General features: G+C 65.0%; 21 protein-coding genes. 14 read left to right on the top strand and 7 right to left on the bottom strand.

Annotation, left to right across the window (positions count from 1 at the left end; all coding sequences use genetic code 11):
* Positions 1–183 precede the first annotated feature (183 nt).
* Positions 184–1,449: an MFS transporter gene (locus L0U82_RS06505; RefSeq protein ID WP_233829269.1), complete on the bottom strand. Its 1,266-nt coding sequence runs from the start codon at positions 1,447–1,449 to the stop codon at positions 184–186.
* Positions 1,446–2,447: a PRC-barrel domain-containing protein gene (locus L0U82_RS06510; protein ID WP_233833159.1), complete on the bottom strand. Its 1,002-nt coding sequence runs from the start codon at positions 2,445–2,447 to the stop codon at positions 1,446–1,448. The genes L0U82_RS06505 and L0U82_RS06510 overlap by 4 nt, the downstream gene beginning before the upstream one ends.
* Positions 2,448–2,947: 500 nt before the next feature.
* Here L0U82_RS06510 and L0U82_RS06515 point away from each other — a divergent pair, with 500 nt between their 5' ends.
* The 3 genes from L0U82_RS06515 to L0U82_RS06525 all read left to right on the top strand — a co-directional run bounded on the left by L0U82_RS06515 (position 2,948) and on the right by L0U82_RS06525 (position 6,090).
* On the top strand, positions 2,948–4,357 hold the full coding sequence (locus tag L0U82_RS06515; protein WP_233829270.1) for an NCS2 family permease: 1,410 nt from the start codon (positions 2,948–2,950) through the stop codon (positions 4,355–4,357).
* 50 nt (positions 4,358–4,407) lie between these two features.
* Positions 4,408–5,178, top strand: a complete 771-nt coding sequence (locus L0U82_RS39845) for an ArsR/SmtB family transcription factor (RefSeq protein WP_233829271.1) — start codon at positions 4,408–4,410, stop codon at positions 5,176–5,178.
* Positions 5,179–5,346: 168 nt separating this feature from the next.
* Complete coding sequence (locus L0U82_RS06525) at positions 5,347–6,090, top strand: DUF899 domain-containing protein (protein WP_233829272.1); 744 nt, start codon at positions 5,347–5,349, stop codon at positions 6,088–6,090.
* A 150-nt stretch (positions 6,091–6,240) separates the two neighbouring features.
* On the opposite strand, the gene L0U82_RS06530 is transcribed toward L0U82_RS06525, so the two are convergent.
* Together L0U82_RS06530 and L0U82_RS06535 are read right to left on the bottom strand one after the other, a co-directional pair.
* Entirely contained in the window at positions 6,241–6,423 is a 183-nt protein-coding gene (locus L0U82_RS06530; RefSeq protein WP_233829273.1) for a hypothetical protein, read from the bottom strand.
* 109 nt (positions 6,424–6,532) lie between these two features.
* The gene (locus tag L0U82_RS06535) at positions 6,533–7,438 is read right to left on the bottom strand and encodes an NAD-dependent epimerase/dehydratase family protein (protein ID WP_233829274.1); all 906 of its coding nucleotides are present in this window, start codon (positions 7,436–7,438) and stop codon (positions 6,533–6,535) included.
* A gap of 172 nt (positions 7,439–7,610) precedes the next feature.
* Between L0U82_RS06535 and L0U82_RS06540 the strand changes: the two genes are divergently transcribed.
* The 9 genes from L0U82_RS06540 to L0U82_RS06580 all read left to right on the top strand — a co-directional run bounded on the left by L0U82_RS06540 (position 7,611) and on the right by L0U82_RS06580 (position 18,755).
* Complete coding sequence (locus L0U82_RS06540; protein WP_233829275.1) at positions 7,611–8,570, top strand: LysR family transcriptional regulator; 960 nt, start codon at positions 7,611–7,613, stop codon at positions 8,568–8,570.
* A 360-nt stretch (positions 8,571–8,930) separates the two neighbouring features.
* The gene (gene hutH, locus L0U82_RS06545; RefSeq protein ID WP_233829276.1) at positions 8,931–10,451 is read left to right on the top strand and encodes a histidine ammonia-lyase; all 1,521 of its coding nucleotides are present in this window, start codon (positions 8,931–8,933) and stop codon (positions 10,449–10,451) included.
* Between the two features lie 25 nt (positions 10,452–10,476).
* Positions 10,477–11,172: a histidine utilization repressor gene (gene hutC / locus L0U82_RS06550; protein WP_233829278.1), complete on the top strand. Its 696-nt coding sequence runs from the start codon at positions 10,477–10,479 to the stop codon at positions 11,170–11,172.
* Between the two features lie 62 nt (positions 11,173–11,234).
* Positions 11,235–12,923, top strand: a complete 1,689-nt coding sequence (gene hutU, locus L0U82_RS06555) for a urocanate hydratase (RefSeq protein ID WP_233829280.1) — start codon at positions 11,235–11,237, stop codon at positions 12,921–12,923.
* A complete protein-coding gene (locus tag L0U82_RS06560) occupies positions 12,920–13,588 on the top strand; it encodes a HutD family protein (protein WP_267929549.1) in 669 nt (222 codons plus the stop codon). Before hutU ends, L0U82_RS06560 begins: the two co-directional genes overlap by 4 nt.
* Before the next feature lie 83 nt (positions 13,589–13,671).
* Positions 13,672–14,895: an imidazolonepropionase gene (gene hutI, locus L0U82_RS06565; RefSeq protein WP_233829283.1), complete on the top strand. Its 1,224-nt coding sequence runs from the start codon at positions 13,672–13,674 to the stop codon at positions 14,893–14,895.
* Between the two features lie 24 nt (positions 14,896–14,919).
* Positions 14,920–16,317 carry a formimidoylglutamate deiminase gene (locus tag L0U82_RS06570; protein WP_233829284.1) on the top strand — a complete coding sequence of 466 codons (1,398 nt, stop codon included), beginning with the start codon at positions 14,920–14,922 and terminating at the stop codon, positions 16,315–16,317.
* 45 nt (positions 16,318–16,362) lie between these two features.
* Positions 16,363–17,175 (top strand): N-formylglutamate deformylase, encoded by an 813-nt coding sequence (hutG, locus tag L0U82_RS06575; RefSeq protein WP_233829285.1) that lies wholly within the window; start codon positions 16,363–16,365, stop codon positions 17,173–17,175.
* 917 nt (positions 17,176–18,092) lie between these two features.
* Positions 18,093–18,755, top strand: coding sequence for a hypothetical protein (locus tag L0U82_RS06580; protein ID WP_233829286.1), 663 nt, complete (start codon positions 18,093–18,095; stop codon positions 18,753–18,755).
* Here the strand turns inward: L0U82_RS06580 and L0U82_RS06585 are convergent.
* A complete protein-coding gene (locus tag L0U82_RS06585) occupies positions 18,729–19,328 on the bottom strand; it encodes a hypothetical protein (RefSeq protein WP_233829287.1) in 600 nt (199 codons plus the stop codon). The two genes, L0U82_RS06580 and L0U82_RS06585, sit on opposite strands and share 27 nt — an antisense overlap.
* Before the next feature lie 130 nt (positions 19,329–19,458).
* Between L0U82_RS06585 and L0U82_RS06590 the strand changes: the two genes are divergently transcribed.
* Together L0U82_RS06590 and L0U82_RS06595 are read left to right on the top strand one after the other, a co-directional pair.
* On the top strand, positions 19,459–20,433 hold the full coding sequence (locus L0U82_RS06590) for a helix-turn-helix domain-containing protein (RefSeq protein ID WP_233829288.1): 975 nt from the start codon (positions 19,459–19,461) through the stop codon (positions 20,431–20,433).
* Positions 20,430–22,445: a DUF3857 domain-containing transglutaminase family protein gene (locus tag L0U82_RS06595; protein ID WP_233829289.1), complete on the top strand. Its 2,016-nt coding sequence runs from the start codon at positions 20,430–20,432 to the stop codon at positions 22,443–22,445. The genes L0U82_RS06590 and L0U82_RS06595 overlap by 4 nt, the downstream gene beginning before the upstream one ends.
* A gap of 81 nt (positions 22,446–22,526) precedes the next feature.
* On the opposite strand, the gene L0U82_RS06600 is transcribed toward L0U82_RS06595, so the two are convergent.
* Both L0U82_RS06600 and L0U82_RS06605 read right to left on the bottom strand, forming a co-directional pair.
* Positions 22,527–23,678 (bottom strand): branched-chain amino acid ABC transporter substrate-binding protein, encoded by a 1,152-nt coding sequence (locus tag L0U82_RS06600; RefSeq protein WP_233829290.1) that lies wholly within the window; start codon positions 23,676–23,678, stop codon positions 22,527–22,529.
* Positions 23,679–24,140: 462 nt separating this feature from the next.
* Entirely contained in the window at positions 24,141–24,602 is a 462-nt protein-coding gene (locus L0U82_RS06605) for a hypothetical protein (protein ID WP_233829292.1), read from the bottom strand.
* Positions 24,603–24,682: the final 80 nt, after the last annotated feature.

The raw sequence follows: 24,682 nt of genomic DNA on the forward strand, positions 1-24,682 counted from the left end.
GTGAATGCTGTCACTCGCGGCCCAGGTATTTCCGGTGGTTGAAAAAGAAAAGGCGCGACCCGGTCGCGCCTTTTCTGCTATTTGCCGCATGACGGTTGGTGCTGGTCCGGCGAGGCTTGGGCTTTCGTACGTCGCTGCGCGTGACCGAGCCTCATCCGCATCAACGCCTCGCCTGATCCCAACTCACCGCGCGGTCGACTCCCCATGATCCGTCACCGGCGCGCCATCGCCGTTGCCGTTGCCGGCCGACGCATCGCGCGTCTCGGGCATCGCCGCCCACACCAGCAGCACCGCCAGCGCGCCCGCCGCCGCGAGGCCGAAGAAGCTCACCGCATTGCCGAAGCGATCGGCGATGAAACCGGCCGCGGTCGTGCTGAGCGTCGCGCCGATGCCCGCCGCGAGTCCGAACAGGCCGATACACAGGTTGTAGCGGCCCTTGTCGCCGGCCACGTCCGCGGCGATCAACGGCAGCATCACGCCGAACACGGCAGCGCTCAGACCGTCGAGCATCTGCACCGGTACGAGCAGATACGGGCTGCTGATGCCCGCGAACAGCAGCGCGCGGATCGGCAGCGCGCTGAAACCGAGCAGCAGGATCGGCCGGCGCCCCCAGCGTTCGGCCGAACGCCCGACCCACGGCGACATCATCGCGACGATTGCCTGCGGCACGATGATGCACGCCGCGATCACGAGCTGCACGTTATCGCCCATGCCGGCCGTCACTTCGCCGGCCGCGAGATTCAGCATCGCCGCATTCGACAGATGGAACAGCACGATGCACGCGGCGAACAGCAGCAGGCGCTTGTCGCGCAGCAGCGCGCGCAGGCTTTCGCGCCGCTCGACCTGCTCGGGCGTCGGCGCGGCTTTCGGCAGCTCGATCGTGTCGGTGCGCTGGATCATCGAGAGCGCGAACAGCGCGGGAACCGCGAGGCCGGCGGTCAGAAAGAACACCGCGCGCGGCGAATAGTATTCGCCGAACAGGCCCATCAGACCGGCCGCGACCGCGCTGCCGATCGATGCCCAGCGCGCATTGCGCCCGAGCCGGTCGCCGAGATTCGCGCGGCCCACCAGCGCGAACGAGATCGCCGCGAGCGCCGGCGTCAGCATGCAGCTCGCGAAGCCGTGGAACACCTCGGCGGCGATCACCGGCAACACGGTCGGGCTCACGGCGAGCAGCATCGCGCTGAGGATGATCGCGCCGATCGCCCACGCGGCGGCGGCCTTCTTGTTGCGCAGCGCGTCGACCGCGGCGCCGCCCGGCACCTGGCTCACCATCGCGCTGATGGTGCCGACCGACAGCACCATGCCGATCTCGCCCTGCGTCCATTTATGCGATGCGAGATACGACGCGATGAATGGCCCGAAGCCCGTTTGCACGTTGGCGACGAAGAAGTTGAGCCAATCGAGCGCGCGCAGACTGCGCGTCGTGACCTGGGTGCGGACCGTCATCGGACCGCCCGTGCGTTGGACACTGCCACCGCCGTCGATGCGGCGGCCGGCGGCGAAGCCGCCGCGGCAGCGGACGCGGCCGGAGCCGTGGGAGCTACGGCGGCGGGCGGCGGGGCCGGCGACACCGCGCGGATCGGCTTGTCGCTCGCATAAGGCGGCGTCGCGTTGATCTGCGCGTCGCTCAGATCGAGCAGCGGCCGCAGCTCCTTATCGCGCGTGACGAAACGCAGCGCCGACCAGTTCGCGGCGATCGTGCGCCGGTCCGTGCTGACCATGCCGCTGACGTCGAGCACGACCGCCTGCGGCTGCGCGTTAGCGTCGATCAGCACATCGACGACGCGGCCCACCTTCGCGCCGTTCGAGCGCTCGACGGTCGCGTCGAGCAGCGGCAGCAATTGCGGTGCGTCGGATTTGGGCGCCGTGTTGGGCACCGCCGTCGCGTTCAGCGTGATCGGCGGACCCTTCGCGGTCGGCGTAAAGCGGAACGCGCCCCACGGGAAGTTCACCTTGCGATCGCCGACGCCGAGAAAGCCCTGCAGATTGACGACCATCTCGTGCGGCTTGCCGGCCGCGTCGGCGATCATGTCGACCGCGCGGCCGACCACCTTGCCATCGGGCTTCTGCACCTGGCTGTCGAGCAGCGTGCGCGCGTCGCTGCGCTCGATCGTGCGCAGCACGATCAGCGGCGGCGGCGGGGGAGGCGGCGGCGGAGGCGCGACGACGGGCGGCGGCGGCTCGACCTTGTGCGGCTTGAAGATCGGCTTCCTTGGCTTCTTCGGCTGCTCGGGCTCTTCGGCGGTCTCGGTTTCGACCGGCTCCGGCGCGGACGCCGCGACCGGCGCGCTGGCCGGCTCGACCGGCATCACCGTCGCATCGACGATCGGCGCCTGATGCGTGCCCCACAGCAGGCTGCTGCAGCCGGACATCGCGGCGAGCGCGAACAGCGCGGCGGCGGTGCACAGCAGACGAAACAGACGACGTACGTCGAGCGCGGTCATCGCGGTGGCGAGGGCAGCCGGATCAAGCGAATCAAGCGGGCCGATCGGCAGACGCCGCGGAGGGCGCGAAAAACCGCCAGTCATCAGGAAAAACTCCACGGGCTGAGGCGGACGGGCGCGATGGGCCGCCGCGGTTGGATGAGGTACGGCCCAGAGTTTAACCTGCGCTGCCGCGCGGCCCGGGCTTTCGCGGCTGCCTGCGCGTGGCGGCGAATACGCCGCACGCAGGGAAAGCGGCCTGAATCCGCGGTCAATCGAGGTCTCGGGGCACGCCGGCACCGTAGGTGTAAACGCGCGGCGCCTGCTCGCGCTTTGCCGTCGCGTCAGCGATATAAGACCCGCGACATGTCCGGCATGCCATCCATGCGATTGGACACATATTTGTCTTCGCCTACATTGCGAGACAGAAAAGCGGTACCGATAAACAAATCCACGAGACGAACCTGATGACGGCCGCCCCTGGTAGCCGTTTCAGTGCGCTGATAAAGGAGTCACTCACCATGATGGAACCCCAGGCACTCGCGAATCCCGAAGTCGCGACCGAAGCGTTCGACGCTGAATCATTCGACGCTCAATCCTCAGGCAAAAGCTTTCTCGATCGCTATTTCGACATCTCCGCGCGCGGCAGCACGCAGCGCCAGGAGATCGTCGCAGGCGTCACGACCTTCCTCGCGATGGTCTATTCGGTGTTCGTCGTGCCAGGCATGTTCGGCAAGGCCGGCTTCGATACCAGCGCGGTGTTCGTCGCGGTGTGTCTGACCACCGCGTTCGGCTCGCTGCTGATGGGCGTGTGGGCGCGTCTGCCGATTGCGATCGGCTGCGCGATCTCGCTGACCGCGTTCACCGCGTTCGGCCTCGTGCTTGGCAAGGGGTTGCATCCGACCGTCGCGCTCGGCGCGGTGTTTCTGATGGGCGTCGTGTTCACGGCGATTTCGGTGACCGGCGTGCGGTCGTGGATCCTGCGCAATCTGCCGACTGGCATCGCGCACGGCACCGGCATCGGCATTGGTCTGTTTCTGCTGCTGATCGCCGCGAACGATGTCGGCCTCGTCGTGAAGAATCCGGGCGCGGGCCTGCCGGTGTCGCTCGGCCATATCACGTCGTTGCCCGCGTTGATGTCGGTCGTGGGGCTCGCGGCGATTTTCGGGCTGGTGCGGCGCCGTGTGCCGGGCTCGATCCTGATCGTGATCGTCGCGATTTCGGCGCTCGCCCTCGCGATCGATCCGGCCGTCGCGTTTCACGGCATCTTCGCGGTGCCGTCGCTGTCGGCGCCGGGCCATGCATCGCTGATCGGCGCGATGGACGTGAAGGGCGCGCTGTCGATGGCGGTGTTGCCGAGCGTGCTCGCCCTCGTGATGACCGCGGTGTTCGACGCGACCGGCACGATCCGCGCGGTCGCGGGGCAGGCGGGCCAGCTCGACGAAAACGGTCGCATCATCAACGGCGGCCGCGCGCTGACCGCCGATTCGCTGAGCTCGATTTTCTCGGGCCTGCTCGGCGGCGCGCCGGCGGCGGCTTATATCGAGTCGACGGTCGGCGTCGCGGCCGGCGCGAAGACCGGCATGGCGGCAGCGGTGGTCGGTCTGCTGTTCCTGGTCGTGATGTTCTTCTCGCCGCTCGCCGCACTGGTGCCGTCGTATGCGACCGCGCCCGCGTTGATGTACGTCGGGCTGCTGATGCTGTCGAACGTCAGCAAGCTGCATATGGACGACATGGTCGATGCGATGGCTGGCCTCGTATGCGCGGTATTCATCGTGCTGACCGCGAATATCGTGACCGGCATCATGCTCGGCTTCGCGACGCTGGTGATCGGCCGGGTGGTGAGCGGCGAGTATCGCAAGCTCAATGTCGGCACGGTGGCGATCGCGGCGGTGCTAGTGGGCTTTTATCTGGGCGGCTGGGCGATCTGAGCTGGCTTCGTCGTCTGGTTGGTTTGCGCCGGGGGTGGTGGGACGCGTTTGTGATCGATCGCGTTCAGGCCTCGGCGGAAATGGTGTTGCAGGAAGGGATGGAGTGGGGCGGCGGTGCGACAGGCCCGTGGCTTCCCTTCATCCTGGTAGTCGGCTGTTCTCCACCTTGGCGCGGTGCGTCGCGGCGTTTTATCCGCGGCGTGCCGCGTATCTTTTTTCTCCGCGCTTTTTCCGCTGTTTCCCCTTTTCCCCGCTATTTCTCGATGTGTTCTGTGTCCGCCTCACGAAAGCGCGGACCTGTCCTTGACTTTCGAGGCTTCGTTTCTACACTTAACCTCATGGTTAAGTTTAATGAGGCGGTACTCGATCGTACCTTTGCCGCGCTGTCGGACCCGACCCGCCGTGCGTTGCTCGCGCGTTTGTCGGAGCGCGATCTGTCGATCAGCGAACTCGCGCAGCCGCTTGCGATGTCGTTGCCCGCGGTGATGAAACATGTCGACGTGCTGTGCTCGGCGGGTCTCGTCACGCGCAGCAAAACCGGCCGCACGGTGGCGTGTCGGCTATCCGCGGGGCCGATGCAGGAAGCGATGCAGTGGCTCGATCGTTATCAGCGCTTCTGGGGCGCATCGCTCGATCGGTTGGCGGAGTTGGTTGAGGAGGGGCCGGTGCGTGATCTACCTGATCCGCCTGATTTTGGCGCGCTTGCGAAAGCTCGGGTTGCGCCATCGCGCATGCCGCCTCGCTTGCGGAAGCCTGCGCTGGAGTCCACGCCCAGGCCGCCCGCGATGCGTGGGCGCCGCGTGAAAAAGCGCGACGGCTGACTCGCTCGCGCGAGCGCGTTGCCAACGGCACACCTCGCGAATAGAACCGCGCGGTGCAATCAGACAAAAAACGCCACACGCTCCGAACCATTCGCGTTACCGCGCATCCGCTGCCGTTCGAGCGAAGCGTCGACGAAGAACCTGCATCACCGAGCAAAGGAGAAGCAGATGGAACCGCAACATCGCATTGGCACCAGAGCCGAATGGCTGGCCGCGAGCCGCGCGCTGCTCGCCGAAGAGAAAGCGCATATGCGCGCGGGCGACGAACTCGCGCGCAAGCGTCGCGCGTTGCCGTGGGTCAAGGTCGACAAGACCTATACGTTCGATACGCCGCGAGGCCGCAAGACGCTCGCCGAATTGTTCGACGGCCGCAGCCAGCTGATCGTCTATCACTTCATGATGGGCGACGATTGGCAGGAAGGCTGCGTCGGCTGTTCATTCCTGTCCGATCATATGGTCGGCATCGTCACGCATCTGGAGCATCACGACGTGAGCTACGTGACGGTATCGCACGCACCGCTCGCGAAGATCGAGGCGTTCAAACAGCGGATGGGATGGACTTTTCCGTGGGTGTCGTCGGCGGGCAGCGATTTCAATTTCGACTACCACGTGTCGTTCACGCCAGAGCAACTGGCGAGTAAAAAGGCGTTCTACAACTTCACCGAGCAGGACGTCGGCATCGACGAACAGCACGGCCATAGCGTGTTCTACAAGGACGAAAACGGCGACGTGTATCACACGTATTCGTGCTATGGCCGCGGCGACGAACGCTTTATCAACACCTATGCGCATCTGGACGTCACGCCGAAGGGCCGCAACGAGACCAGCAATCTGACCGACTGGGTCCGGCATCACGACCGCTATGAACAGCGTGACGACGCGGCACGTGGCGGCTGCCCCGCGTGCGGATAAAGCGTGATCAAGGCGTGTTTGATGCGCGATCAAGACGTGCGCACAGGTAGTGGCGGGGGCCGCAAGCGAGGTGTAAGCAGTGAACGCATGTGAGCACCGGCACGGCGCGCGGGTGGTGTACGGCGCGTGCGCCGCCGATGCAGCGGCGCGTTATAGCGCCATGTCGAAGGCGGGCTTGAGGAACAGTTCCATTGCCATCACCGCGAGGCTCATTGCGGCCGCGGCGAGGGTCAATACGCCGTACTCGTCGTAACGCGTGTCGTATAGACACGCGACGACGAATAGAATCGCCAGCAGGTTGGTCAGCCAGTCGAAATTCAGCGCAAGGGTCATCGATCGAATCCGGGCTCATGTGCGATGCGAACGATTGAATCGCACGATCAGGTCGGCGCGATTCTATCGAAATGAGCTTACGGATTCGCAACGGTTGCGCTTACACAGATTACGTTTGCGCGAGCATGTCGCGCTCGATCCAGTCGATCACCGACGTGCGCCGCGGCTGCCAACCGAGCAGCTTGCGCGCGCGTTCGCCGCGCACGCGGCTGTTCGAGCCGAGACCGTACGACGCCATTTCATAACCCCATTCCTGCTTTGCTTGTTCAAGCGGCCAGTCTTCCGGCGCACCGAGCTTCATCGCATGCGCGATCGCGGCGCTCATGTCGCGGAACGACGCTTCACCGCTTTCGACGAAATAGAACATGCCGGCAGGCGTTTTCTCGAGCGCGAGACGGTACAGCTCGGCGACGTCGTCGATATGCACGTTCGACCAGATATTGCCGCCGCTGCCCACGTGGCGCACGACGCCGCTCTTCTGCGCCTGGCGCACCAGTCGCGGCAACTGCACGCTCGCGCTGCCCGCCACCGCGCCGTGGCCATAGATCAGCGTATTGCACAGCACGGCTGAACGGATGTTCCGTTGCGCGGCGTCGAGCACCCGCTGATCGATCGCGACGCGCGCGGCCTTGTCGGCGGTCGGTTCGGGCAGCGCGTCTTCGTGATAGACGCGCGCCTCGCCACGTTCACCGCCCGACGCATCGCCGACGATGCTCGAACCGCTCGTATGCAGAAACACCTTGCCGGAGCCGGCGAGCCCATCGATCAGCGCGCGCACCGCGTCTTCGTGGTCACTGCTCGCGGCGTTGATGACCGCGTCGGCGGCCTGCGCTTCGGCGATCAGCAGTGCGCGATTGTCGAGCGTGCCGGACACCGGTTCGATGCCGAGCCGCTTCAGCTCGTCGTGATGTTCGGGATTGCGGATCAGCCCACGCACCTGATGGCCCGCGCGCACGAGATGCGCGGCGATCGAGCCGCCGATAAAACCGCTTGCGCCTGTAACGAAAATCTTCAACACGTTCTCCTTGATGCAAAGACGAGGACCGCGGTCATCTCCACAGTCATCTGAATGGGACCTGTAGAACGCGCGAAAGCGCGAACTTCGGTCGACAGGCTTGCAGTATCGCGCGGCGGGATTTTCGCAAAAAGCGTGTTAGTCTCAAATCAATCTTGACTGTGGATCAACAATGAAAACGTCTACCGACGAGTTGCTGGTGTTCGTCACCGTGATCGACAGCGGCTCGATCACGGCGGCGGCCGAGAAACTGGGGCAGACCGTCTCCGGTGTGAGCCGCGCGCTCACGCGTCTCGAACAGAAGCTCGACACCGCGCTGGTGCGGCGTACGACGCGGCGCCTGCATCTGACCGAGGAGGGCGACGCGTTTCTCGGCCGCGCCCGCGCGATTCTCGATGCGCTGGAGGAGGCCGAGGAATCGGTCGCGCGGGGCCGCGAACGGCCGTCGGGGCGCTTGCGCATCGATGCCGCGTCGCCGTTCATGCTGCATTGCGTGGCGCCGCATATGACCGCGTTTTCGGCGCTGTATCCGGAAATCCGGCTCGAGCTGACCAGCAACGAACGGATCGTCGATCTGCTCGAACAGAAGGTCGATATCGCGATCCGGATCGGCGCGCTGCAGGATTCGACGCTGCATGCGCGCGCGCTCGGCAGCAGCAGGTTGCGCGTGCTCGCGAGCCCGGCGTATCTGGCCGAGCACGGCGAGCCCACGACGCTGGATACGTTGCGCACGCATCGTTTGATCGGCTTTACCGCGCCCGAGCATCTGAATCGCTGGCCGCTGCGCGAGGGCGGCCGGGGCGGGAAGCGCGGCAAGAGCCACGGCAAAAGTCACGGCAAGACTCACGGCAAGACTCACGACGACGAAGCCGCGCGGCTGAAAATCGAGCCGTCGATCACCGCGTCGAGCGGCGAGACGTTGCGGCAACTCGCGCTATCCGGATGGGGCATCGCCTGTCTGGCCGACTTCATGACCGCCGCCGACGTGCGCGAAAAACGCCTTGTGCCGATTCTCGGTAACCTGACCATCGAAGAACGGCAGCCGGTGAACGCGGTGTATTACCAGAGCGCGTCGCTCGCCGGGCGCGTGCAGTGCTTCCTCGATTTCATCGCGGCGCGGGTCAGGCTTTAAGCGAGTCGTCCGTCCGTCTCTACGACATGCCCGACACGCCCATTGGCGTGACTCGGTGCGCTCTCCTATAACTCTGTTATCGGCCTCACGGCATGCCATCGCAGCTACGCGTGATTTTTGACGCGTGGCACTGTGCGCAATGAAGGTGTATATACAAGTTAATGCGCAAGGACGCATGAGGTCGCGGCAAACGAAACGTGCGACCGCCTTCACAACGCCAGCGGGCAAGGATCCTGATCTGCCGTCCAGCAACACATTCGGCTAATGGAAATCCCCAGGCATGAAATCTTGAAAAATAAGTTGTATATACAAGATCGGCCCGCTAGACTTATTTGAACTTGTATAGACAGGACCACAACCATGATTCTGAAGCCCGGCTATCTGACCCTCCCGCAACTGCGCCAGATCGCGCGTGAACACGTCACGCTGCAACTCGATCCCGCCAGCCACGCCGCTATCGACGCCTGCGCGCAGGCCGTCGCCGACATCACCGCCAAGGGCGAACCGGCCTACGGTATCAACACCGGTTTCGGCCGCCTCGCCAGCACGCATATCCCCCGCGAACAACTCGAACTGCTGCAGCGCAATCTGGTGCTGTCGCATGCGGTCGGCGTCGGCGAGCCGATGTCGCGCCCGGTCGTGCGTCTGCTGATGGCACTCAAGCTGTCGAGTCTCGGGCGCGGTCATTCGGGCATCCGCCGCGAAGTGATGGAAGCGCTGATCACGCTGTTCAACGCCGACGTGCTGCCGGTGATTCCGGTCAAGGGTTCGGTCGGCGCATCGGGCGACCTCGCGCCGCTCGCGCATATGTCGGCGGTGCTGCTCGGCGTCGGCGAAGTGTTCGCGAAAGGCGAGCGCATCGCGGCCACCGAGGGTCTCGCGCTGGTCGGTCTCAAGCCGATGACGCTGCAAGCGAAGGAAGGCCTCGCGTTGCTGAACGGCACGCAGGCATCCACCGCGCTTGCGCTCTACAACATGTTCGCGATCGAAGATCTGTACCGCACGGCGCTGGTGGCCGGCGCGCTGTCGGTCGACGCGGCGATGGGTTCGGTCAAGCCGTTCGATGCGCGCATTCATGAATTGCGCGGCCATCAAGGGCAGATCGACGCGGCGGCCGCTTATCGCTCGCTGCTGCAGGGCTCGGCGATCAACGTGTCGCACGCCGATTGCGACAAGGTGCAGGACCCGTACAGCCTGCGCTGCCAGCCGCAAGTGATGGGCGCATGTCTCGACCAGATGCGTCAGGCCGCCGAAACGTTGCTGCGCGAAGCCAACGCAGTCTCCGACAATCCGCTGATTTTCCCGGACACCGGTGAAGTGCTGTCGGGCGGCAACTTCCACGCGGAGCCGGTCGCGTTCGCAGCCGATAACCTCGCGCTTGCCGCGTCCGAAATCGGCGCGCTCGCCGAGCGCCGTATCGCGCTGTTGATCGACGCGACGCTGTCGGGTCTGCCGCCGTTCCTCGTCAAGGATGGCGGCGTGAACTCCGGCTTCATGATCGCCCACGTAACGGCCGCGGCGCTCGCGTCGGAAAACAAGACGCTTGCGCACCCGGCTTCGGTCGATTCGCTGCCCACTTCCGCGAACCAGGAAGACCACGTGTCGATGGCGACCTTCGCTGCGCGCAAGCTCGGCGACATCGCCGAGAACACCGCGAACATCCTGTCGATCGAACTGCTCGCCGCCGCCCAGGGCGTCGATCTGCGCGCGCCGCACAAGACCAGCCCGAGCCTGCAGAAGGTGATGGACACCGTGCGCCGCGACGTCGCGCACTATGAGCTCGATCACTATTTCGCGCCGGATATCGCGGCGATCACGAAGCGCGTGCAGGACGGCACGATCGCGAAACTGTGCCCGTTCTCGTTCGTTTCCGAGCAATAAGCGGTCAGGCACGCGGATCACGCTAATGAATGCACCCGCTTATCAAGGCATCAAGGACTTCATCCTCGCGCGCATTCATGCGGGCGAGTGGGCCGAAGGCGACCAGGTGCCCTCCGAGAACGAGTTGGCGCGCGAGTTCAACGTCGCGCGCATGACGGTCAACCGCGCGTTGCGCGAGTTGACCTCGGAGCAGGTGCTCACACGCGTGCAAGGATCGGGCACCTTCGTTGCCCGTCCGAAGTACGAGTCGACGTTGGTCGCGATTCGCAGCATCTCCGATGAAATCGTCGCGCGCGGCCATCGCTATCACGCGAAGGTGCTCACCATCGGCGCGAGCATCGCCGATGAAACGCTCGCCGAGGAAATGCAGGTCAATGAGGGCAGCCCGGTGTTTCATTCGCGCGTGCTGCATTTCGAAAACGACGAGCCGGTGCAACTGGAAGAACGCTGGGTGAACCCGGTGGTCGCGCCCGAATACGCTCTGCAGGACTTTACGAACACGACGCCGAACCAGTACCTCGTGCGCGTCGCGCCCTTGCAGCGCGTCGAATACCGGATCGAAGCGCTGGCGGCTGACGACGGCACGCGCGAACTGCTGAACATGGACGAACGCGAGCCGTGCCTGGTGCTGCACCGGCGCACCTGGTCGCAAGGGCAGGTCGCGTCGATCGCCAATCTGTGGCATCCCGGCACCCGCTATCGCTTTACTGGGCACTTCTGAATTTGCGTAGCCCGTCTTCACCGAATCTTTATCGAACATCGTCAAGCATCCCGAGGGACACCATGAACAATCCGAAACATATCGATCCGCGTCTTGACCCCACCCGCACGATCCGCGCGCCGCGCGGCGCGGACAAGACCTGCAAGACCTGGATCGCGGAAGCCGCGTACCGGATGATTCAGAACAATCTGGATCCCGAAGTTGCCGAGCACCCGCACGCGCTCGTCGTGTACGGCGGCATTGGCCGCGCCGCGCGCAACTGGGATTGCTTCGACCAGATCCTCGCGTCGCTGAAAGACCTGAACGAAGACGAAACGCTGCTGATTCAATCGGGCAAGCCGGTCGGCGTGTTCCGCACGCATGCGGACGCACCGCGCGTGCTGCTCGCGAACTCGAACCTCGTGCCGCATTGGGCGACGTGGGAACATTTCCACGAACTCGACCGCAAGGGCCTGATGATGTACGGCCAGATGACGGCCGGCAGCTGGATCTATATCGGCAGCCAGGGCATCGTGCAGGGCACGTACGAAACCTTCTTCTCGGTCGCGAACCAGCATTTCAACGGCGATCCGAAGGGCCGTTGGATCCTGACCGGCGGTCTCGGCGGCATGGGTGGCGCGCAGCCGCTCGCGGCGACGATGGCCGGTTTCTCGATGATCGCGGTCGAATGCGACGAGACGCGCATCGACTTCCGCCTGAAAACGCGCTACGTCGATAAAAAGGCAAAGACGCTCGACGAAGCGCTCGCGATGATCGACGAAGCGAAGCGTAGCGGCAAGCCGGTGTCGATTGGTTTGCTGGGCAACGCCGCCGATGTGTTCGCCGACTGCGTCGCGCGCGGCATCACGCCGGATTGCGTGACCGACCAGACGAGTGCGCACGATCCGATTCACGGCTACCTGCCGCAAGGCTGGACGGTGGAAGACTGGCGCGAGCGTCAGAAGACCGCGCCGGACAGCATCGTGACGCCGGCCAAGCAGTCGATGGCGAAACACGTGCAGGCGATGCTGACACTGCAGCAGCGCGGTGCCGCGACGCTCGACTACGGCAACAACATCCGTCAGATGGCGCTGGAAATGGGTGTTGAAAACGCGTTCGATTTTCCGGGCTTCGTGCCCGCGTATATCCGCCCGCTGTTCTGCGAAGGCAAGGGCCCGTTCCGCTGGGTCGCGCTGTCGGGCGATCCGGAAGACATCTACAAGACCGATGCGAAGGTCAAGGAACTGATTCCGGACGATCCGCATCTGCACAACTGGCTCGATATGGCGCGTGAGCGCATTGCGTTTCAGGGTCTGCCCGCGCGTATCTGCTGGGTCGGCGTGAAGGATCGCTATCGTCTCGGCCAGGCGTTCAACGAGATGGTCAAGAACGGCGAACTGAAGGCGCCGATCGTGATCGGCCGCGATCACCTCGACACCGGTTCGGTCGCGAGCCCGAACCGCGAGACCGAGTCGATGAAGGACGGCTCGGATGCGGTCAGCGACTGGCCGCTGCTCAATGCGCTGCTGAACACCGCGGGCGGCGCGTCGTGGGTGTCGCTGCATCACGGTGGCGGCGTCGGCATGGGCTTCTCGCAGCATGCGGGCGTCGTGATCGTCGCGGACGGCACGGATGCCGCGAAGGAGCGCCTCGGCCGCGTGCTGTTCAACGATCCGGCCACCGGCGTGATGCGTCACGCGGATGCGGGCTATGAACTCGCGCAGCAGACCGCACGCGAGGCAGGCCTGAATCTGCCGATGCTGGGCCGCTGATCGTGGCCGCAGTCAGCGGAGTTAGCGACGTCAACGGCGCGGCGAACGTCACGCTGATTCGCGGCGCCGACCTCGTGGCGGCGCCGTGGAAGAACGGCGGCGGCGTGACGCGCGAAGTGGCCGCGTTTCCCGCACGCCAGCCAGGCGACGCGCCCGGCGATTTCATGTGGCGCGTGAGCGTCGCCGATGTCGCGCAGGCGGGGCCGTTCTCGCGTTTCGACGGCGTCGACCGCACGCTCGCGCTGCTGTCCGGCGCGGGAATGCTGCTCGACGAGATGGATGGCGCGAGCGTCGTGAAAACGCATGCGCTGACACAGCAGCTCGATATCGCACGTTTCGACGGCGAAGCGCGCATCGACGCGCGGCTCGTCGACGGTGCGACGCGCGACTTCAACCTGATGGTACGGCGCGATGTGGCGCGCGGCGAAGTCGAGGTATGGCGCGCCGGGGCGCAGCTACGTGCGCTCGACGGCGACGTTGTGCTGCTGTTCTGCGCGAGCGGCGCGATCACCGTGACGCTGATGGGTGGCGATGCGCAGGCCCGGAAACTCGACAGCGGCGACACGCTGCGTATCGACGCAGCAGATGCACTGGCATGCACGCTGACGGATGACGGCGCGGACGACGGCGCGGTGCTGGCCGTCCGCATTCGCTATACGCGATGACGAATTCGCGCGACCATCATCCGGCGCGCGCGTGCGACACACCAACACAGACAACGCAACAGGCTGGCTGCAAAGAGCATGCGATGAAGCAAACCGTCTGGCATCACCTGAAACTATGCCCGCAGGGCGATCCTCAACAGACGCTCGCCGATGCGGCGATCGCGGTCGAAGACGGCCGCATCGCGTGGCTCGGCGCCGCGGCCGATCTGCCCGCGCGATACGCCGCGTGGCCGCGCGAAGATCTGCGCGGCGCATGGGTGACGCCTGGGCTCGTCGATTGCCATACGCACCTCGTGTACGGCGGTCAGCGCGCGGACGAATTCGCGCAGCGCCTCGCGGGCGTCAGCTACGAAGAGATCGCGCGGCAGGGCGGCGGGATCGTGTCGACGGTACGCGCAACGCGTGCCGCGGACGAAGCCACGCTGTTGCGGCAAGCGGCCGCGCGGCTCGAACCGCTGCTCGCCGAAGGCGTGACCGCGATCGAAATCAAATCCGGCTATGGGCTCGATCTCGCGAACGAGCGCAAGATGCTGCGCGTCGCGCGGCAACTCGGCGAGCGCTATCCGGTTACTGTCTATACGACGTTTCTCGGCGCGCATGCGCTGCCACCCGAATTCGCGGGCCGTGCTGATGCGTATATCGACGAAGTCTGCAACACGATGCTGCCCGCGCTCGCCGGCGAAGGCCTCGTCGATGCGGTCGACGTATTCTGCGAGCGCATCGGCTTTTCGCTCGAACAGAGCGAGCGTGTGTTCAATGCGGCCGAGCGTTTCGGCCTGCCGGTCAAGATGCATGCCGAGCAGTTGTCGAACGGCGGCGGCACGGCGCTTGCCGCGCGCCATCGCGCGCTGTCGGCGGATCACCTCGAATTCCTCGACGAAGCCGGCGTGGCCGCGATGAAAGAGTCGGGCACGGTCGCGGTGTTGCTGCCGGGCGCGTACTACTTCATCCGCGAGACGCAGTTGCCGCCGCTCGAACTGCTGCGCCGCTACGAAGTGCCGATCGCGATTTCCACCGATAGCAACCCCGGCACGTCACCCGCCACATCGCTGCTATTGATGATGAACATGGCGAGCACGCTGTTTCGCATGACCGTGCCCGAAGTGCTGCAAGGCGTGACGGCGCATGCGGCGCGCGCGCTAGGCAAGAGCAACAGGCACGGCAAGCTGGAGGCTGGACGCGCGGCCGATTTCGCGGTGTGGTCGGTGGATTCGCTTGCCGAGCTGGCTTACTGGATTGGGCGTCCGTTGTGCGCGCGAGTCGTGCGCGCGGGCGAGACTGTTTATACGCGGCGTGAATTGAATTAAAACCTGCGAACTAGAACCTGAGAGATGACGCAATCCAATCAATCGTTGTTCGCCGCGGATGCTTACCTGCCCGATGGCTGGCGCCGTAACGTGCTGCTCGAATGGGACGCCAGCGGCACGCTGAGCGCGGTTACGCCCGATCATGCCGGTGTCCCCGCCGGCGTGCCGCAAGCGGCGGGGCCGCTGATGCCCGGCATGCCCAATCTTCATTCGCATGCGTTCCAGCGCGCGATGGCGGGCCTCACCGAGTATCGCGCCGCATCCGCCAACGGCGCGACGGATAACTTCTGGTCGTGGCGCGACCTGATGTATCGCTTCGCCGCGCGCATCACGCCCGAAGGGCTGGCGAGTGTCGCGCAGTGGCTCTACATCGAGATGCTGAAGGCGGGCTATACGTCGGTGTGCGAGTTCCACTACGTGCATCATGCGCAGGACGGCAACCGCTACACGAATCAGGCCGAGCTCGCGCAACGCGTCGTCGATGCGGCGTCGGCCGCCGGCATCGGTATCACGATGCTGCCGGTGCTGTATCAGTACAGCGGCTTCGGCGAGCAGGCACCGCGCGACGATCAGCGCCGCTTCATCAATACGCCGGACAGTCTGCTCGATCTGCTCGGCACTTTGCGCGCCGCGCGGCCTGAACATGCGGCGCTGCGCTACGGCGTCGCGCCGCATTCGCTGCGCGCGGTGTCGCAGGCGTCGCTGCGCGCGTTGCTCGATGGCATCGCTGCGGATGCGCCGGTGCATATCCATGTCGCCGAACAGACCGCCGAGGTCGACGCATGCGTTCAAACCGAAGGCGCGCGTCCGGTGCAATGGCTGCTCGATCGTTTCGATGTGGACGGCCGCTGGTGTCTGGTGCACGCGACCCATGTCGATGCGAACGAAACGCTCGCGCTGGCAAAGAGCGGCGCGGTGGCTGGCCTGTGCCTGACCACCGAGGCCAATCTCGGCGACGGCATTTTTCCGGCGCACGACTATCTCGCTGCGAACGGCCGCATCGGCGTCGGCTCGGATAGCCATATCGGCGTCGACTGGCGCGCGGAGCTGCGGTTGCTCGAATACGGCCAGCGTCTGACACGGCGGCAGCGCAACGTGCTCGCGTCGGCCGACGCGCCGTATGTCGCGGACCGGCTGTTCGACGCGGCACTCGACGGCGGCGCGCGCGCCACCGGTCGCGCGGTCGGCGCATTGCGCGTCGGCCATCGCGCTGACTGGCTGGTGCTCGACGCCGCGCATTCGAGCATCGCCGAACATGCGCGCGAAGCGTGGTTGTCGGGCGTTGTATTCTGCGAGCACGGCGAGACGCCGATTCGCGACGTCTATGCAGGCGGTGTCAAGGTCGTCGACAATCGCAGGCATCGCGACGAAGAGGGCGCCTATGCACGCTATCGCGCGGCGCTCGCGGAACTGCTGAAATAGCGCGCTTGCCGAACCCATTCCCCGCTCCATGGATTCCGGACTGACATGACTGCTTCGACCACTTCCCCGGTTTTCTCGCTGCATCAGGGCAGCATCCCGCTGCTGATCTCGATTCCGCATCTGGGCACGCAGATCCCCGCCGACATCGCCGCGACGATGACACCCGTCGCGCAACGCACCGACGATTGCGACTGGCATCTCGATCGCCTGTACGCATTCGCGAAGCGCATGGGCGCGTCGATTCTGACGCCTTCCTACGCGCGCTACGTGGTCGACCTGAACCGCCCGCCCGATGGCGCGAACCTGTACCCGGGACAGGACACCACGGGCTTGCTGCCAGTCGATACGTTCGACAAGGAAGCGCTCTATCTCGACGGTCATCTACCGGACGACGCCGAACTCGCGCGTCGTCGCGACGTGTACTGGAAGCCGTATCACGCCGCGCTCGCGGGCGAACTCGCGGTGTTGAAGGCAAAGCACGGCAAGGTGCTGCTGTGGGAAGCGCATTCGATCCGCTCGCGTGTACCGCGTTTCTTCGAAGGACGTCTGCCGGATTTCAACTTCGGCACGTCGAACGGCGCGAGCGCGGCGGCGGGCGTCGCCGATGAACTGGCCGCGATCGTCGAGCGGCATGGCGGCTATACGGCGGTCGCGAACGGCCGCTTCAAGGGCGGCTATATCACGCGCGAATACGGGCAGCCGGCGCAGGGCGTGCATGCGGTGCAGCTCGAACTGTCGCAGATCACGTATATGGAAGAACACATGCCCTACGCGTACGACGAAGCTCTCGCGGCGAAGATCGAGCCGCTGCTCGAAGCGCTCGTGAGCGCCGCGCTCGCGCGTGTCGAAGCGGCCTGATAAACCGTCTCTGATGTATGCCTGCGGCTAACGTAGGCATCGGCATAGTGACAGTCATCTGCAAGTCACGATGAAAGCGACGCGATAAGAATCGCGTCGCCGGTCAATCCTGTTCCCTCTATTTCTTCACCTCACGCGAATCGCGGCGGCGCGCTATGTGCACGCTTGCGTGCGAGCGCGCATGTCGACTTGCGCACAGTGCGCGTCACGAAACAGCCCGCACAGAACGTCAATCCGCACTTCACCCTGAGTGTCCCCTTAGCGGATCGCGAACGTGTAACAGCATGTGTCCGTGATTGCGTGCCGGCCGGTTCACGTGGCATCTATGTGACGTCAAAGGCGTGCGCAAACCGTGCCGCGCGAGCGGCGAAAAAAAAGCCCCGCGTGAGCGGGGCTCTTCGATGCGTGCCGCGCCTCGAGGACACGGCATCACCGCCATTAATGGCAGCGCGTTTCCCAGTGGTGGTGAACGCGCACTTTGTGGCATTCACGATGATGCGGATTAGCCTGGGCGGGAGCGATGGCGCTCAGAGTGACAACGGCTGCGGCAACGGCGAGAACGATTTTCTTCATTACAAAACCCTTAAGTCAATGTTGTGGAGCAATCAATGCAGCACGGCGCGTGCCGCATCGGCGTGTAAGCATGCCACATTGCGCGGTCAAAAACAGGTGCGACACGTGCATCCGTGTGTCGATGCAACACGAAAAACGCTGTAAAAGCCCTGTAAACAGGCTAAGGCGGAAGATCGACGAATTTCGGCGCGCCATTGCGCGTCGCTTTGACATCGACGCAACAGCCGCCCGCGAATCGCGCGCACGGGATTGCATGCGATGCGCCGAAGCGGCTACCCTTTCAAAACGATGACGTGAGCGAGGCCGTCATCGGTTCATCGGGCAACAGGAAGGAAGACCCTGCGATGGAAGATTCCGAGGAATTGCTGCTGCCAGTGTGGCGAGCGAATCTGGTGCTGCTGACCGGCGAGATCGGTGCCGCGAACCGGCTCGCGCGCATGATGACCTTCTCCGCGAGTTATCTGAAGCTGATGCTCGCGGGCCAGCGCGAATTCAGCGAGGAATTCGTGCGCGGCGTCGAAGCGGTCACCGGCTTGCCGGGCGGCTGGATGGACGTGCCCCATGCCGGACACGAGATTCCCCCCAATGCGCGCGACGCGATCGACAACGAGCAGCCGCTCGCGCGCTTTCGCGGTACCGCGCATCCGGTGCGCAAGAAAACGGTGCTGCGGCCCGAACCGATCTTCGGTCAGCCGGCGCCCACGCGGCGCATCGAGGACGACACGGTCGATGTCGAGGCGAACCGGCGTCACGCGCATTTCCGCAAGGTGCGTGAGCTTGCGACGCAGGAAGTGCGACGCTTCGAACGCCACCTCGTTCATGCGCCGGTGGAGCTCACGACGATGCGCGCGAAAGTCGAGGACGTGATCGCTGCCGCCGAACTCGACGAGCGCATCGTCGCGGACTTGGCCGGCCGGCTCGAACAGATCGACAAGCATCGGCACATGTTGCTCAGGCATGTGGAAAAGTTGCAGGAATTGTTAAGCCAGCTTGACAGCGGAGATTGATGCCGAAGCGCGAGATGTAGCCGGAGCCGTCAGCGCGTTGCGGCGGCGCGCGTGAAATTCGGCTTCGAGCCGCCACGTGACGCCGTCCGCTTCGAGCGCGACGCCGGTCCAGCAGAACGAATCGGGCGTGATATCGGTGAAATTCCAGCGGATCGGCGTACCGTCCGCATGCCGGCCGATCTGCACCAGATCGTCGCCGATGCGCCGGCCGGTCAGCTCGTCGCGCTGGCCGGTGCGCGGATTCCAATAAGTGACGCGCCATAGCCGCGTTGTCGCGTCCCAGATGCGCAGCGTCGTGCCATACATCGCGTCGCTGCTATCGCGCTGCGGCCGCATGATCCATACGTCCTGTACCGCGCGGCCTTCGAGTACCCAGCCGAAATGAATCTCGCCGCGTCGCGGTGCGTCGCGAAGGTCGGCTCGGTAGTGCACGACGTCCATGTCCCAACTGCCGATCAGCCAGCCGTACAGGTCGTCCGCGGCGGCGATGTCGGCCGCGCGCGAGGGGGCGCTCAGCGCGGTTGGGAAGCCGTTCGTGAGGTCGCTCGTGGGACTGATGTCGGGTCTGTTCATGTTGTGTGCTCCTTGAGTCAGGTGGCGACGACGTGTCGATCCGTATTGGCGAAAGCGGTACGAAGCCGGCACAAACCGCCCGCTTCGCCGATGTGCTACAACCACGATACGGAGCTGACCGAGGTGCATCTTGGGAAAAATTGCCGTCACGTTGCAGCAGGCGTTGGCGCGGCGCGAGCGCGACGGCGCGCGCGGCGGCGTCGCTTCGCGCGTGCTTGCCGCAGGCAACGGCTGGAACGTCGCGGATCTGCTATGCACGTTCGGTCCGCGCGATCCGTCGTTCGAGGAGCGCCACGACGGCGTGTGCATCGCGATGGTCGTGGCCGGCTCGTTCGACTATCGCGCGGCGCCTGGACGCGAACTGCTGACGCCGGGCGCGCTGCTGCTCGGCAATACCGGCGAGTGCTTCGAATGCGGGCATCGTCACGGCCCGGGCGATCGTTGCATTGCATTTCGCTATGCGCCGGGCTACTTCGAACGGCTTGCCGCCGATGCTGGGCTCGCCGGTGGTCAACTGAATTTCCGGTGCGCGAGTGTGCCGGCGCTGCGCAAGCTGGCGCCGCTGATTGCGCGAGCTTGCGTGGCGACGAGCGGTGCGAGCAGTGAGGGCAATGCGGGTGATGAAAGCGAACGCGCCGAAAGCGCTGAAAGCACGGAGAACGGAACGGGCGCACGGCAGAGCGCGTGGGGCGAACTCGCGGTCGAGCTTGCTACCGCGACGCTGCACGTGGCCGGCGCGTTGACCCACGCACCGGCGCCCGCGAGCGCGACAGCCCGCTCGCGCGTCGCGCAGATCGTGCGCCTGATCGACGACACGCCCGGCGCGCCGCATACGCTGACGAATCTCGCCGCGGCGGCGGGCGTCAGCGACTTCTATTTCCTGCGCACATTTCAGCAGGTCACCGGCGTGACACCGCATCAATATCTGCTGCGCGCGCGCCTGCGGGCCGCGGCACTGCGCTTGCGCGATGGTGACGAGAAGATCGTCGATATCGCGCTCGATTGCGGCTTCAACGATCTGTCGAATTTCAATCACGCGTTTCGCGCGGAGTTTGCCGCGAGTCCGCGCACGTGGCGCGCGCGGGGCGGGGCGCTTCGCTCATGACGCGCGCTTGTGCGTTTGCCGGCATCGATGCGGCCGTCGCGCGACGCATGCGCGTTGTCGCGCGGCTTACCTGGTTGCTTGCCGTACCGTTTGCGCCGCCGCGCGTGTCTTCGTTCGCCGTACCGCTTATCACGGCGCTCATCACATTACTGCCCGCGTGCATCGCCGCATTCCCGACCCTCGCGGCCGCCGACGAAATCTCCACCACCAGCGACGAACCCGCGCCGTCGACAATCGAGCGCGACGTCCATCTGTTCGAGATCCAGAAAGACGGCTCCATCGAGGAACACGACGACACCGTGCTGCGCGCCGATACCGCAAGCGGTGTCGACGATATCGCGCAGCGCTACGTGTGGTTCAACAAGGACATCGAGCAGGTGCAACTGCTGGCCGCCGAGACGATCGACCCCGACGGCAGCGCGCACCCGGTCGGCCCGGAAGCGATTCGCGACGTGCAGGAGCCGCGTTCGGCCGGCGCGCCGAGTTTCGAGGACGGCGTGTTGCGCACGGTGATCTTTCCCGGCGTCGAGCGCGGTTCGCGCGTGCATCTCGCGTTTCGCAAGACTCGCGCGAGGCCGTTGCAGGCCGGCACGTTCGCGTATCTGGTCGAACCGTCGCGTGAGCCCGTCGAGCTGCAGCGGCTGATCTTCGATCTGCCCGCCGATGTGCCGCTGTACGCCGATGCGCGTGGCTATGTCGCTTTGCCGCCGGTCACCGCGAACGGCCGCACCCGCTACGAGTTCGACTACCGGCACGGGCCGTACGCGCGTCTCGAAGCCGGCGCGGTCGGTTACGCGAACTGGGGCGACCGGCTGATGGTGTCGACGGTGCCGGACTTCGCGAGCTTCGCCGCGCGCTATCGCGGACCCGCGAGCAACGACGCGACGCGCGACGACGCTGCAATCGTCCACCTCGCGCGGAGCCTGACCGAAGGACTCACGGATCCGCGCGCGAAAGCCCGCGTGCTGTATGACTGGATGCGTCTGAACATCCGCTACGTCGCGCTGTTTCTCGGCGAGACGGCGGCGATTCCGCACAAGGCCGCCGATATCCTGCGCAACCGCTATGGCGACTGCAAGGATCACGTCGCGCTATACGGTGCGCTGCTAGCCGCGGTGGGTATTCAAAGCGAAGCGGTGCTGCTCAATCTCGGGCCGTACTACAGCTTGCCGGCGGTGCCCGGTTACGGCACGAGCGCGATCAATCACGCGATCATCTGGATTCCGGAACTGTCGCAATTCGCGGATACGACCGCGGGCGGCACCGAATTCGGCTATCTGCCGGCGGGCGTGATGGACCGGCCGGTGCTGCTCGTCGATCAGGGCGTGCTCGCGCGTACGCCGGCCACGCAGACGCGCGAGCGCAGCGCGCGCGTGCAGATCGAGATCGACGACGCCGGCACTGCGCACTACGCGTACCGCGTCGAGGATACGGGCTATACCGCCGAGATCGAACGCAACACGTTCCGGCGCGCGACGCGGCAGCGCGCGCAGCAGATCGCCGCGAGCCGTCTGTTGCAGACCGGCCTGCATGGCAGCGCGCAATTGCAGACCGACGATGTCGCGATAACGAGCGGCCCGTTCGCAACGTCGATGCAGGGCAGCGTGCCGCATCTGCTGTGGCGCGACGGCACCACCGCGTTGCCTGCTCTGACGAGCCTGTCGGGCGGCATGGCTTCGCAGGTCGACACGTGGCTCGCCGAGCCGGTGAGAACGCAGCCGTGGGCATGCATCGGTGGCGAGTTCGACGAGACGCTGGAAATGACGCTGCCGCGTTTCGCGCGCATCACGGATCTGCCGGCGGACACCACGCTCGACGATCCGATGCTCGCGTTTTCGTCGCACTACGTGTTCGATCCGACCACGCGGACCTTGCAGGTGCGCCGACATCTGCGCGCCGCGTTCGGCCATCAGATGTGCACCGCCGACGAATTCGCGGCGCTGCGCGACGACCTCGTACGCATCGAGCGCGATCTCGATGCGCAGGTGATAGTCAGGGCAACGGGGAAATAGCGGCGCTATACAACGAAGCGGCCCCGCATCGGCTCGTCACCGTGCGGGGCGCCTTGGCGCGAACGGATACTGCTTACGCGATTACGTGCCGCTCTTCGTGACGACCGGCACCCACGCGCCGTTCTTCACCTGATACAGCGTCGATGCGCCGCTCTTCAACGCACCGTTGCTGTCGAACGAAATCTTGCCCGTTACGCCGTCGTAGTCGATCGACTTCAACACCGGGCGGTACACGTTCGGCGAGTCGGACTTGGCCTTTTGCATCGCCCTGATCGCGACCCACGCGCCGTCGTAGCCGAACGGTGCATAAGACAGGATATCGACGCCGAACTCCTTCTTGAACTTCGTCGAGAAGTCCTTGCCGCCGGGTAGCTGGGCGAGCGGGCGGCCGTACTCCCAGGCCATCACGCCGTCGGCGGCGTCGCCGGCGAGCTTGATGAAGTCCTCGTCCATCACACCGCCGCCGCCGACCAGTTGCGCGGTCAGGCCAAGCTGCTTCATGCGTCGCGCGAAGCCTGCCGCCTGGCTGTCGAGTCCGCCGAAGAACACGAGGTCCGCATTGGCGCCCTTGAACTTGGTGATCTGCGTGCTGAAGTCGACCGCGTGGTTGTCGGTGTAATCGCGCGCGACGATCGTGCCGCCGTGCGCCTTCACCGCTTTCTCGAACTCGTCGGCTTCGCCCTGACCGAACGCGGTGCGGTCGTCGATGATCGCGATGCGCTTGGCCTTCGTCACCTCGACCGCGTAGACGCCCGCGTTGCCGGCGTTTTGCGCATCCGTCGAAATCACCATGAACGCGTTCGTGAAGCCGCGGCCTGTGATGATCGGATTCGTCGCGGCCGGGTCGAGCATCGGAATGCCGGCCTGTTCGTAGACCTGCGAGGCCGGAATCGTCGTGCCGGAGTTGAAGTGGCCGACCACCACCGCGACGCCCGAGTCGACGAGCTTCTGCGCAGCCTGCACGCCGACGCGCGGGTCGGCCTGATCGTCCTGCGAGACCAGTTCGAAATGCGCGACCTTGTCGCCGATCTTGATCTTCTTCGCGTTGGCTTCGTTGATCGCGAGCCGCACGCCGTTTTCCAGGTCCTTGCCGTAGCCGGCGTTGGCGCCCGTCAGTGGCGCGGCAAAACCGATCTTGACCGGCAGGTCGTCGGCGAGACTGGCGAGCGGAGCGATGGCGAACATGGCGCCAACGAGCATGGCGACGGGTTTGAGCGTGTTTTGAATACTCATGGTCTCTCCTGGCATCGACGGTGTGATGAAATCGGCAAGACAGCAACAAGTAACGCAACAGGCAATGCAACCAGCAACTCAAACGGACAGGCGCAAACTGCAACGCGATACAACGCAGGAAGCCGAAGCAATACCCGCGTATCGACAGACTAAGAACGATCGGTTGCCCGTCACAACGCTGGAATACGCGCGACGGCGTAGTGCTTTACAACGTGTGCGCGGACGCTCGATCTGCCGCGAATATAGGGAGCCAATTTGCGGTCGTCTTGGCAGTTCGTGGCGTTTTGGGTGCGCATTTCGGCACAGCTTCCGAGACCCGCATCGGCTGCTCAGGGAATGTGCGTATGGCGTGCAGGCCGGGTTGCCGCGACAGGCTCCGCATCGGGTGCGGATTACGGCATATGCTTAAGAAACCGGCGCGAGCGCGCCGGCCAGAGGGTGTTTGTTCCTGCTTCTTTCTGTTTACCGCTCGCCTTGCTGGCGCAGCAGTTCTTCACGCAGACGCAGCAACGGCGCCTTGGTGTCTTCGTCGGCCCAGGTATCGAGATCGTCGATGGCGCGCTGGCAACCATCGAGCACGACGTCGAGATCGACCGGCACGCCGTTGTTCAGCGCGAATTCGATGGTTTCGGCGAACTGCTGGCACTCGTCCTCGCCGTACGAGATGTCGAGATTGTCCGCGATGATTTCGGCGATGTTGCTGCGGGCCTTGTCGTCGGCCGTCACCATGTCGACGATGCCGCGCGCGACGGCCGGCGAGTAGTAGAGCGCGATATCGAGCCACTGCGTGGGATCGAAGTCGGCCTGGTCGAACTGGTTCTCGAAGAACTCGATCGCTTCCTGTTCGTGCACTTCGTCCGCGTCGACGCTGATGCACAACTGCTCAAAATATTCTTCCCGCTCGCTGCGGATATGACCGTCCATCGATGCCTCGTCTGCTGAATGCCGGATGCCTGGAAAATGGGTTGGCTCAGGAGGGGCGTTGAATCCCGATCCTGGCCCAC

The sequence above is a fragment of the Paraburkholderia sp. ZP32-5 genome, from assembly GCF_021390495.1.
Lineage (GTDB): Bacteria > Pseudomonadota > Gammaproteobacteria > Burkholderiales > Burkholderiaceae > Paraburkholderia.